11 protein-coding genes are annotated in these 10,545 nt (G+C 74.3%); 4 read left to right on the top strand and 7 right to left on the bottom strand.

What is annotated here, in order from left to right; all coding sequences use genetic code 11:
• The first annotated feature begins 19 nt into the window (after nt 1-19).
• Nucleotides 20-886, top strand: coding sequence for a thermonuclease family protein (locus tag LNW72_RS35635; RefSeq protein WP_250979163.1), 867 nt, complete (start codon nt 20-22; stop codon nt 884-886).
• Between the two features lie 84 nt (nt 887-970).
• Here the strand turns inward: LNW72_RS35635 and LNW72_RS35630 are convergent, their stop codons facing one another.
• Complete coding sequence (locus tag LNW72_RS35630) at nt 971-1,186, bottom strand: hypothetical protein (RefSeq protein WP_250979162.1); 216 nt, start codon at nt 1,184-1,186, stop codon at nt 971-973.
• A gap of 110 nt (nt 1,187-1,296) precedes the next feature.
• Here LNW72_RS35630 and trxA point away from each other — a divergent pair, with 110 nt between their 5' ends.
• The 3 genes from trxA (at nt 1,297) to LNW72_RS35615 (ending at nt 5,282) form a co-directional block, all read left to right on the top strand.
• Nucleotides 1,297-1,665: a thioredoxin gene (trxA, locus tag LNW72_RS35625; protein ID WP_250979161.1), complete on the top strand. Its 369-nt coding sequence runs from the start codon at nt 1,297-1,299 to the stop codon at nt 1,663-1,665.
• 109 nt (nt 1,666-1,774) lie between these two features.
• A complete protein-coding gene (locus LNW72_RS35620; protein ID WP_250979160.1) occupies nt 1,775-3,505 on the top strand; it encodes an AMP-binding protein in 1,731 nt (576 codons plus the stop codon).
• Nucleotides 3,506-3,557: 52 nt separating this feature from the next.
• Nucleotides 3,558-5,282 (top strand): bifunctional 3'-5' exonuclease/DNA polymerase, encoded by a 1,725-nt coding sequence (locus LNW72_RS35615; RefSeq protein ID WP_250979159.1) that lies wholly within the window; start codon nt 3,558-3,560, stop codon nt 5,280-5,282.
• 43 nt (nt 5,283-5,325) lie between these two features.
• Here LNW72_RS35615 and LNW72_RS35610 read toward each other — a convergent pair whose 3' ends face one another.
• From LNW72_RS35610 to LNW72_RS35585, 6 genes are all read right to left on the bottom strand, one after another.
• Nucleotides 5,326-6,177, bottom strand: a complete 852-nt coding sequence (locus LNW72_RS35610) for a hypothetical protein (protein WP_250979158.1) — start codon at nt 6,175-6,177, stop codon at nt 5,326-5,328.
• Between the two features lie 36 nt (nt 6,178-6,213).
• Entirely contained in the window at nt 6,214-6,441 is a 228-nt protein-coding gene (locus LNW72_RS35605) for a hypothetical protein (protein WP_250979157.1), read from the bottom strand.
• Nucleotides 6,438-6,830, bottom strand: a complete 393-nt coding sequence (locus tag LNW72_RS35600) for a hypothetical protein (protein ID WP_250979156.1) — start codon at nt 6,828-6,830, stop codon at nt 6,438-6,440. The genes LNW72_RS35605 and LNW72_RS35600 overlap by 4 nt, the downstream gene beginning before the upstream one ends.
• 48 nt (nt 6,831-6,878) lie before the next feature.
• Complete coding sequence (locus LNW72_RS35595) at nt 6,879-8,471, bottom strand: HAMP domain-containing sensor histidine kinase (RefSeq protein ID WP_250979155.1); 1,593 nt, start codon at nt 8,469-8,471, stop codon at nt 6,879-6,881.
• A complete protein-coding gene (locus LNW72_RS35590) occupies nt 8,468-9,190 on the bottom strand; it encodes a response regulator transcription factor (RefSeq protein ID WP_250979154.1) in 723 nt (240 codons plus the stop codon). The genes LNW72_RS35595 and LNW72_RS35590 overlap by 4 nt, the downstream gene beginning before the upstream one ends.
• Nucleotides 9,191-9,257: 67 nt before the next feature.
• On the bottom strand, nt 9,258-10,238 hold the full coding sequence (locus LNW72_RS35585) for a lysylphosphatidylglycerol synthase transmembrane domain-containing protein (protein ID WP_250979153.1): 981 nt from the start codon (nt 10,236-10,238) through the stop codon (nt 9,258-9,260).
• Nucleotides 10,239-10,545 lie beyond the last annotated feature (307 nt).

Here is a 10,545-nt window from a genome sequence, read left to right as displayed (position 1 = left end):
ACGCTGAGGAGGCGTCGCCATGCCCATGCTCGTCATCGAGGGCACGTACCGGATCACCGGAGCCCGTCCCGACGGGGACTCCATCCGCTTCTATCCCACCGATCCGGCCCACTGGGACCTGGTCGAGGGCAAGCACCGGGTGCAGCGCAACGCGACGGGCGGCGCGCAGCTGCGGCTGGACGCGATCGACGCGCTGGAGACGCACTACATACCGGCGCATGGCCATGAGCTGCACCAGCCGGCGCCGTACGCCGACCAGGCCGCCGGAGAGCTGCTGTCCTGGCTGGGCTTCACCGGGGTCACCCGCGACGGCCGCGGCACCGTGAGCGCGGCGGAGCCGGCGCAGCTGCCCGGCTATCTCCTCACCCGCGGCGCCGATCTGTACGGGCGGTGCGTGGCCCTGGTCGGCAAGGGCGCGGCGCCGGGCACCAGCGGGGGGCGGATCCGGGTGGAGGCAGCGTTGCTGGAGGAGACGGCCAACTTCCACCAGCTCGCGGAGGGCCTGGCCTATCCGACGTACTACCGGAACCTGTACGTGGATCTGCGCCGGGCGCTGACCGCGGCGGTGGACGCGGCCCGTTCCAAGGGCGTCGGGCTGTGGTCGCTGGACGTCACCCAGACGGGGGCGCGGATCGACGGCCTGGAATCGATCACGGCGGAGGCCGTGATCATGCCGAAGCTGTTCCGGCGGCTGGCGGACTACCTGGCGCTGGGCGCGGGAGACCCGTCGCTGGCCGGTTTCGCCGCGTTCCTGGACCAGCGGGGCGACCGGGTGCTGATCGTGTCCCGCGGCCAGTACACCGGCTTCGAGACGGTGGTGGAGGTCTCCGGCCAGACGGTGCGGATGAACCGTCCGCCCGAGGACCTGGTCTTCGACGAGGGCTGAGGCGTTCCGCTCCGCGGCGGGGCCCTGTCCGGCCCGGTCCCCCGCCGCATCCCGGTACCAGCCGTCACACCCCGCTTCCGGCCGTCACACCCCCGTCAACCGCGGGATCCGTCCGACCAGCTCGGCCCACTCCGCGTCGATCTGCCCCGGTACCATCCGCCCGGCCGACCGCCACTGGTCGGCCAGGGCGGCGTACACCGGGACGTCCGAGCCGTGCGGAATCGTTCCACCCCGGGTGACGCGCCAGGCGGCTCCGTCGTTCGCGCCGCCGCTGTCCCGGGTCCATTCCGTCGTTCCCATGACAGGACCAACGAGGCCCACCCGCCGATCGCCACTGCACCCGGTCACCCCATCACCCGGATGAGTGAAGTCGCCGGAATATCCGATCGGCACACCCCGTTATGCGCACCATGAGCACTGTCGAGCTGACCAAGGACAACTTCGACGAGGTCGTGACCAAGAACGATTTCGTCCTCATCGACTTCTGGGCCGCTTGGTGCGGCCCGTGCCGGATGTTCGCCCCGGTCTACGAGAAGGCCGCCGAGTCCAATCCGGACCTGGTCTTCGCGAAGGTGGACACCGAGGCGCAGCCGGAGCTGGCCGCCTCGTTCGACATCCAGTCGATCCCGACGCTGATGATCGTCCGTGACCGCGTCGCCGTCTTCGCCCAGCCGGGCGCGCTGCCGGCCGCGGCCCTGGACGATGTGATCGGCCAGGCGCGCGCGCTGGACATGGACGAGGTCCGCAAGTCCGTCGAGCAGGCCCAGCAGGGTTCCTGACCCAGCGCCCCCGACCGCTCGCCCCGGCCTCCGCCGCTGAGCGCCCCCTCCACATCTGACGACTAGTCAGTTATGGTGCGGCTTGCTGTCCAACGGACGGGAGGCGGCGATGGGGAGCACGCACACGGCGGGGGCCGCAGACACCCCGGACACCGGCTCCGCGGCCGGCACCACGGTCGCGGAGCTGGTGCGCGCACGGTGGAAGGACCACCGGCCGGGCCTGAAGTACCGGGATCTGGTCCTCACCCATCACGAGGCCGCCGCCGCGTCGGCGGCGCGCGCCGCGCTGCTGCGTGATCTGCTGCCGCCCGGAGCGCAGCCGCATGTCGGCGTCCTGCTGGACAACGTCCCTGAGTACCCGCTGTGGCTGGGCGCCGCCGCGCTCGCCGGCGCCACCGTGGTCGGCGTCAACCCGACCCGGCGCGGCCCGGAGCTGGCCCGCGACATCGCCCACACCGAGTGCGCCCTGCTGGTCACCGAACGCGCCCACCTCCCGCTGCTCGACGGCCTCGACCTGGGGCCGTCGCTCTCCCGCGACCGCGTCCTCGTCGTCGACGACCCCGCGTACGACGCGCTGCTCGCCCCCTACGCGGGCGCCGAGCCGGAACCCGCGCCGGAGGTCACGCCCGGCACCCGGATGCTGCTGTACTTCACCTCCGGCTCGACCGGCGCCCCCAAAGCGGTGATCTGTTCCCAGGGCCGACTCGCCCATGCCGGGCGAGCCCTGGTCGACTTCCTGGACGTGGTGCCCGAGGACGTCCACTACATCTGCATGCCGCTGTTCCACGGCAACGCCGTCATGGCCAACTGGGCCCCGGCGCTGACCGGCGGCGCCGCCGTCGCCCTGCGCCGGAAGTTCTCCGCCTCCGGTTTCCTGCCCGACATACGGGCCTACGGGGCCACGTACTTCACCTACGTGGGCCGCGCCGTGCAGTTCCTGCTCGCGACCCCCGAACGCCCCGACGACCGCGACCACCCGCTGCGGCACGGCTTCGGCACCGAGGCCGGGGCCGTCGACGCCACCCGCTTCGCGGCCCGCTTCGGCACCCCGCTCATCGAGGGGTACGGCTCCTCCGAGGGCGGCGCCGCCATCCAGCGCTCCCCCGGCACACCGCCCGGCGCCATCGGCCGCGCCGCCCCCGGCGCGGACCTCGCCGTCGTGGACCCGGACACCGGCCGGGAACGCCCGCCCGCCCGCTTCGACGCCGACGGCCGGCTGCTCAACGGCGACGAGGCCATCGGCGAGCTGGTCAACCGCGGCCGGAGCACGTTCGAGGGCTACTGGAAGAACGAACAGGCCGTCGCCGACCGGCTGCGCGGCGACTGGTACTGGACCGGCGATCTGTTCTTCCGCGACACCGGGGGCTTCTTCCACTTCGCCGGGCGCAGCGACGACCGGCTGCGCGTCGACAGCGAGAACCTGGCCGCCGCGGTCATCGAGAACATCCTGGCCCGCTTCCCCCACGCGGCCTCGGCGGCCGTCTACGCCGTCCCGGACCCGGTGGCGGGCGACCAGGTCATGGCGACCCTCGCCCTGCACGAGGGCGCCGCCTTCGACCCGGCCGCGTTCGCCGCCTTCCTCGCCGCCCAGCCGGATCTGGGGACGAAGATGCCGCCGCGCTTCGTGCGCGTGACCGAGCGGATGCCGGTCACCGCCACCAACAAGGTCCACCGGGTCGGCCTGCGCCGTACGGGCTTCCGGTGCGCGGATCCGGTCTGGTGGTCCCCGCCGGAGGCGGGCCCCTGCGGCGCGGCGTACCGGCCCTTCACCGCGGCGGACCTGCGGGCGCTGCTCGACCGGTACCGCGCCCAGCACCGCGACGCGCTCCTGGACCGCTGACCGGCGGCCTTGCGCACGGCCCGTTGTCAGTGCCCCGCTCTACGCTCGACCCGTGACCACTCCTCTCCCCTCCGCGCCACGCGTCGCCGTCGCACCCGACCCCGTGGGGCACGGTGGGCGGCTGCTGGCGCTGGACGAGGAGGGCGTACCGGCCGGGTCCGCCGAGCGCGTGGCCGATCTCGCCGCGGCCATCGCCGCCCGCGAGGCGTCCGGCGGGCCGCGCTGGGTGTGGGCGGCGACCGAGGACCTGTACCCCCGGCTGCTCGACCGGCTGCCGGTACGGCCAGGCCGCTGCCATGACCTGAAGCTCGTCGAAACGCTGCTGCTCGGCCGGGACGGCCGGCACGGACAGCCGCGCTCGCTCGGCGCCGCCTGGGCGCGGCTGAAGGATCTGCCGGTCCCCGAGGACGCCCGGGAAGGCGCGGCCGACGACCAGCCGGTGCTCTTCGCGGCCGACCGGCACCACCTGCCGCAGGACGCCGATCCGCTGACGGCCGTCGTCGCCGTCCACGCCGAGCAGCAGCGCCGGCTCCAGGAGGGTGAACACCCGGGCCGGATGCGGCTGCTGTGCGCCGCCGAGTCCGCCGGATCGCTGGCCGCCGCCGAGATGGGCCGCGGCGGACTGCCGTGGAGCGCCGCCGTGCACGACGAACTGCTGACCGGTCTGCTGGGCCCCCGCCCGGCGGGCGGCGCCCGGCCCAAACTGCTGGGCGAGCTCGCCGTCCAGGTCCAGGAGGCGCTCGGCAGCCCGGTCAACCCGGACTCCCCCGCGCAGGTGCTGCCCGCCTTCGCCCGGGTCGGCGTCCAGCTGCCGTCGACCCGCTCGCATGTGCTGCGCGAGGTCGAGCATCCGGCGGCGGCCCTGCTGCTGCGCTACAAGGAACTGTCCAGGATCCACGCCGCCCACGGCTGGGCCTGGCGCGAGGCCTGGGTGCGCGGCGGCCGGTTCCGCGCCGAGTACGTCGTCGGCGGGGTGGTCTCCGGCCGCTGGGCGACGCGTGGCGGCGGCGCCCTGCAGATCCCCCGGCTGCTGCGGTCCGCGGTCGTCGCCGACCCCGGCCACCGACTGGTCGTCGCCGATGCCGGCCAGCTGGAGCCGCGGGTGCTCGCCGCGATGTCGGCCGACACCGGTCTGGCCGCCGCGGCGGCCGAGGGCGATCTCTACGCGGGCATCGCACGCACCGCGTTCGGCGGTGACCGCAGCCGCGCCAAGATCGGGCTGCTGGCCGCCATGTACGGGCAGACCAGCGGTGAGGCGGGGCAGCTGCTCGCGATTCTCCGCCGCCGTTTCCCCGACGCGATGGGCCTCGTCGAGTCCGCCGCCCGCATCGGTGAAGGCGGCGGCGTGGTCCGCTCCCGGCTGGGCCGTACCTCCCCGACGCCGTCCTCCGGCTGGCTGGACACGGACGACGCCGACCTGGGTTCCGGATCCGGCGCGGGATCGGGTTCCGACGACGGCTCCTCGCCGGACCGGCGGGCCGCCCGTTCCTGGGGGCGCTTCACCCGCAACTTCATCATCCAGGCCAGCGCCTCCGACTGGGCCCTGGCCATGCTCGCCGCCACCCGGCGCCGGCTCGCCGCGGTCGGCCCCGAGCCGCAGCTGGTCTTCTTCCAGCACGACGAGATCATCGTGCACACCCCGACCGACCTCGCGGGCGCCGTCGAGGCCGCCGTCGCCGCGGCGGGCGAGGAGGCCCGCCGCCTGGTCTTCGGTGACACCCCGGTCCGCTTCCCGCTGGAGACGAACGTCGTGGAGTGCTACGCCGACGCCAAGTAGCTTCGCGACACGACGACTCGGCTCGTTCCGATCGCCTACGCGGTTACCGCGGCCGCACCGGCCGGGGCAGGCCGATCGGGTTCGGGAACGGCAGCACCTTGCCGGCCAGGACGCGGTCCACCACCGGGGCCAGATCGCGGAACAGCGCCTGCACGCGGTCGCCGGACAGCGGGCGCAGCAGACGGCCGGCCAGCCGGTCGGTGTCGTCCTCGATGGACCGGCGCTCGTCGCGTCCGCGTTCGGTGAGGACACCGTCCGACCCGAGCAGTCCGCGTTCGCGCAGCCGGGCACCGGCGCCGGCCCATTCCTCCGCCGTCCAACCGCGGTCCTGCCGGATCGAGTCGGCGGGCACCCGGCCGTCGGCGGCCGCGAGGAGCAGTGCCTCACAGCCGTCGAGGCCGTGGTCGGCGAGTACGGCCAGATGCGCGTCACCACGGAACTCACGCAGTGAGGTGGTCAGTTGCCACACCTGCTGCACGGGGTCGGCCCGGTCGGGGAGGTCCCGGTTGGCGGCGAACACCGGCCGGGCGAGTGCGGGTGCGTCCGCCACCATCGCGCGCAGCGGACCGGTCAGCCGCTCCGCCCGTCGCTCCAGTTCCGGATCGAGCGCCCGCAGGGCGGCGGCCGAGCGTTCGGCCCGCAGGTCGAGTGCCCGCTCGGGGGTGGTGATGTCCCAGGACGCGGGCAGCGCGCGGGCGACCGGTCCGGGGGCGAACACACCGAACGCGGCGGTCACCACCGACGGCTGAGCACGGCCCAGCGGGGCGGACCGGGTGGCGAAGTACCCCATCCAGTAGCCCTTGAGACCCAGCGAGCGCCCCATCTCGCGGCACTGCGCGTCGAAGTAGACCACCGCGTGCAGTGGTTCCGTGCGCAGCCACAAAGTCCGTGCCATCGACTCCATGGCCGCACAGGTTACGTGAGCGGTCCGTCAGTTGTCGGACGCGGCATCGGATGCGGCATCGGATTCCGCCGCGTTCGCCGCGGACTCCGCGTCGCCGACGACCTTGTCGAGGTGCGAGAGCTGCGACCCGGACGGATTCGGCGTGGTGGCCGAGCCGTCGTCGGCGCCGCCGCCCTTGCCACCGCAGCCGGTGGCGAGCGCGGCGCAGAGCAGCATGGTCGCGGTGACCGCGGCCGCCCGGTATCTCATGGTCACTTGGACGTTCCGTTGTTGTTGGCCTGGCACCAGACGAGGACGGCCTTCAGATCCTTCTGCCGCTGCTGCAGCGTCGGCACGAGCGACTTGCGGAAGGTCAGCCGGTCGTTGAGAAGGGTCTCGATCTCGGTGTGGCCCGCCGACTTGGCGTTGGCGACGCGCTGGGTGAGCCGGGCGACGGATCCCTTCGTACCGGCGTTCCCGTTGAGCCGGGCGAGCGCCTTGTCGATCCGCGCGTCGGCCTTGGGGGCGCGCTTGCAGACCGCCTTGGCGCCGTCCCCGGTCGGGGGCGCGGACGGCGTGGCGGCCGCGCTTCCCGCCGCGCCGAGCAGCGCGGCGACGGCCGCGCACGCGGCGATCGCCGTCCGGGTGGTGCGAGTGGTGCGCATGGTGTCCTCCTCGACGGACCGGGCAGGGTGCCCGGCCGCGGGACGACGCTAGGAGGGGTCTTTGTGGAAACCTTGTGGGGCCTGACCGGGCACCGTCCCGGTCCCTGGTCCCGTCCCTGGTCCCGTTCCCGTGGCCGTTCCCGTGGCCGTTCCCGTGGCTGTTTCGGCGGTCAACCAGTCCCTGCGAGACGGGAGTCCGGAGTCCGGCCGGCCGGTCACGGCCAGCGGGAGCCGTACCTCGAACCGTGCCCCCCGGGCGGCACGGCCGTCTCCGGCCGGCCGGTCCAGAATCCTGATCGTGCCCCGGTGCAGGGCGATCTGCTGCGCGACGAGCGTCAGACCGAGGCCGGAACCGGGACTGTCCGGACCGCGCTGGAAGCGTTCGAAGACCCGCTGCCGGAACTCCGGCGGCACACCGGGCCCGTCGTCGTCCACGGTGAGCACGACGAACGGACCGGCGACGTCACCCGGCCCGCGCCCCTCCTCCCCGGAGCGCACCGTCACGCCGACGGCGCCGCCTCCGTGCGTCAGCGCGTTCACGATCAGGTTGTCGACCGCCGAGCGCAGCCCCGGTTCCCACCCGTGGACCAGGAGCCCGGGCCCGCTCCGCACGGTCAGCGCCGTGCCCGGCCGGCTGCCGTGCAGCGCGGCGGCGGACGACTCCACCACCTCGGCGAGATCGACGGGCCCGAAGGCGTCGGCCTCCACGAGATCGCCCTGCGCCAGCGCCCGCAGCATCACCAGCAGGCCGAGCAGCCGGGCGTGCTCCCGGCTCAGGTCCGCCACGATCTCGGCCCGTTCCGCGGGGTCGAGACCGGGGTGGCCGCCCAGCACGTCCAGGTTGATCCGCATGCTCATCAGCGGGGTCCGCAGTTCGTGCGAGGCCGCGGCGGAGAAGGAGCGGGCCGTGGCGAGCGCCTCGGCGGTGCGCGCGGCCTGTTCGTCGTAGCGGGACAGCACCGTCCGCAGCGTCAGCGCCAGGTCGTCGACCTCCGCGATCCTGGACGGTTCGTGGTCGAGCCGGGCCGCGCTGGTCCCCGGGTCGAGGCCGGCGGCCCGCCGCTGGAGCCGGCGCAGCGGGCGTACGGCGGCAGTGGCGGCGAGCCAGGTGACGGCCGCGGCCAGCGGCGCGCCCAGCAGCGCCACCATCACCACCCGCCGCCGTACGAGCTGGATCTGCGACTGGCTCGCGGTGTCCGGCGAGAAGATCCACAGCGTGCCGGTCGCCGCCGGGCGCTTGGAGACCACCGGCACCGACAGCACCCGCCAGCTCCGCTGCCCGTCGCGGACGGTGACCGGCCGGCGGGCGTCGGGGGGCAGCGTGAAGGACGCGCCGGGCTGCGGCCCGCCGGTCACGGTGCCGTCCGGGCCGATGAGCCGGATGCCGACGTCCAGCGCCGAGGTGAACAGCCGCTTCTCCTTGGCCTGCTCGGCGGCGGCCGACCGGTCCGCCGCGGTGACCCGCAGCAGGTTGCGGGCGTCCTGCGCCATCGCCGCCGCGCGTTCCCGCAGATGGGCGTCGGCCTGGGCGTGCAGATCGTTCGCGACCAGCCGCACCAGCAGCCAGCCGGACGCGAGCACGAGGAGCGGAACGAGCACGCCGACGGCGATCGCGATCCGCGTCGACAGCCGCATGCTCATCGCGCGCCCTCGGCCGGGCTGTCGCGCAGCACGAAGCCGACACCGCGCACCGTGTGCACGATCCTCGGCCGGCCGCCGGCCTCCAGTTTGCGGCGCAGATAGCTGACGAAGGTGTCGACGGCGTCGGTCCGCACCTCGAAGTCGTAGCCCCAGACCCGGTCGAGCAGCTGGTCGCGGGTGAGTACGATCCCCGTGTTGCGGGCCAGGGTCTCCAGCAGCTCGAACTCCCGGCGGGTGAGGTGCAGCTCGGCGCCGTCCAGGTGTGCGGTGCGGGCCGCCGGGTCGAGCAGCAGGCCGCCGGCGCGCACGGTGTCCGTCCGCCGCGGTGGGCGGCGGCGCAGCAGCGCGTGCAGCCGCAGCACCAGCTCGTCGAGGGCGAACGGCTTGACGAGGTAGTCGTCGCCGCCCGCCTGCAGCCCGGCGACCCGGTCGGCGACCTCGTCCAGCGCCGAGAGCATCAGCACCGGTATGTCGTTGCCGTCCTCGCGCAGTGTCCGGCACACCTCGATCCCGCTGATGTCGGGCATGGAGATGTCCAGCACCACCACGTCCGGCGGGTCGTCGCGCAGCCCGGCGAGCGCCGCCCGCCCGCCGTCCGCCTCGGTGACGCGGAAGCCGTCCAGGCGCAGGCCGCGGCCCAGCGAGCGGCGGATCGCCGCATCGTCGTCGACGACGAGGACCCGCCCCCGACCTGCTGGATCGACCCGTGGTTCCACCATGGGACCGCACCATACTCCCGGCCGCTGTGACCCTCGGCCGCGGCTGGGGCCGGTTCGGAGCAGGGGCTCAGAGCACGCGGCGCCGCATGAGGGCGGCCAGCACCAGGACGCCGGGGATCAGCGGCAGCCAGACCGTCACGAGCCGGTAGCCGAGGACGGCCGACGTGGCCACGACGGCCGAGGCGCCGGCGGTCACCAGGGTGAAGGCGAGGGCGGCGTCGAGCGAGCCGAGGCCGCCGGGGGCGGGCAGCCAGGCCGCGGCGGTGCTCGCGAAGAGGTACGCGAGGACGACTCCGCTGACCGGCACGGGCGCGTTCAGCGCCTGGATCACCGCCACGAGCACGGTGGCGTGCATCACCGGGAAGGCGAGCGATCCGCCCCACAGGGCCGCGACCCGTGCCGACTTGCAGTGCAGGGCCCGCACATCGACCACCATCGTGCCGAAGAAGGTGCGCACCCGGTCCCTGACCCGGCCGGCGAGGAGCAGCAGCAGCGCGCCGGCCACGGCGCAGCCCGCCACCACCGACACGATGAGGACGGGGTGGGCGGGGCCGGCCGGAGTGACCCGGTCGACCTTGAGGGCGTGCGGGAAGACGGCGAGCAGTATCAGCAGCATGCCCACCCGTACCACCGCGGCGGCGACCGCGCGCACCCCGAGCGCGGCGGCCGAGCGGCCTGGCGGCAGCCCGCGGCGCAGCAGGAACCTCAGGTTGACGGCGTTGCCGCCGACTCCGGCGGGCAGCAGGTGGTTGGCGGCGGACGCGGCGAACTGGGTGGCGAGCAACCGCCCCGGCGGCAGCGACTCCACCACCGCGCCCTGCTGGGCGGTGGCCGAGCAGATCCAGGTCATGACGGCGGCGGCGGCCGCGACGGCCAGCCACTGGCGGTCGGCGGCGCCGAGCTGGTCGGCGCTGGAGTCGATCAGCGACCAACGGCGGCCCGCGAGCACCGCGAGGGCGAGTACGGGGATCAGGACGGCCATGGAGCGCACCGAGGTCCGCTGCCACCCGCCCTGCCACTTGACCCGTTCAGCCTGGGCAAGCGTCATGGCCCCTCCTCGGTACAGGTGGTCTCGATACAGCGACAATGCGGTTACGGCGATGCGGCGATCCGCCCAGCGTAAGCGTGTCCCGGCACCCGGTCTCCCGCACGACCGGCTGCCGGGCGGGCTGTGCGCGTTCCCGCCACTGGGTCAATTCATGCCCCGCACACGGAAAGAGCGGGGGTCCGCGGGTCGAACACTCCGTGAAGGAGTACTCCCGCTCCCACCGCCAAAGGGGTGACGCACCTGCGGAAACGCAAAGCCGGGCGGGGCCCCCTGCTCCCCGCCCGGCGGTCTGCGACCGGTGACCTCG

The organism is Streptomyces sp. RKAG293 (assembly GCF_023701745.1).
Taxonomy (GTDB): domain Bacteria; phylum Actinomycetota; class Actinomycetes; order Streptomycetales; family Streptomycetaceae; genus Actinacidiphila.
Note: the sequence above shows the minus strand (reverse complement) of the source record. Positions and strands in the feature narration are given on the sequence as shown.

Coding starts and splice junctions, on each gene's coding strand:
- LNW72_RS35635 (WP_250979163.1), top strand. CDS start 20: ATGCCCATGCTCGTCATCGAGGGCACGTACCGGATCACCGGAGCCCGT.
- LNW72_RS35630 (WP_250979162.1), bottom strand. CDS start 1,186: ATGGGAACGACGGAATGGACCCGGGACAGCGGCGGCGCGAACGACGGA.
- trxA (WP_250979161.1), top strand. CDS start 1,297: ATGAGCACTGTCGAGCTGACCAAGGACAACTTCGACGAGGTCGTGACC.
- LNW72_RS35620 (WP_250979160.1), top strand. CDS start 1,775: ATGGGGAGCACGCACACGGCGGGGGCCGCAGACACCCCGGACACCGGC.
- LNW72_RS35610 (WP_250979158.1), bottom strand. CDS start 6,177: ATGGCACGGACTTTGTGGCTGCGCACGGAACCACTGCACGCGGTGGTC.
- LNW72_RS35600 (WP_250979156.1), bottom strand. CDS start 6,830: ATGCGCACCACTCGCACCACCCGGACGGCGATCGCCGCGTGCGCGGCC.
- LNW72_RS35595 (WP_250979155.1), bottom strand. CDS start 8,471: ATGAGCATGCGGCTGTCGACGCGGATCGCGATCGCCGTCGGCGTGCTC.
- LNW72_RS35590 (WP_250979154.1), bottom strand. CDS start 9,190: ATGGTGGAACCACGGGTCGATCCAGCAGGTCGGGGGCGGGTCCTCGTC.
- LNW72_RS35585 (WP_250979153.1), bottom strand. CDS start 10,238: ATGACGCTTGCCCAGGCTGAACGGGTCAAGTGGCAGGGCGGGTGGCAG.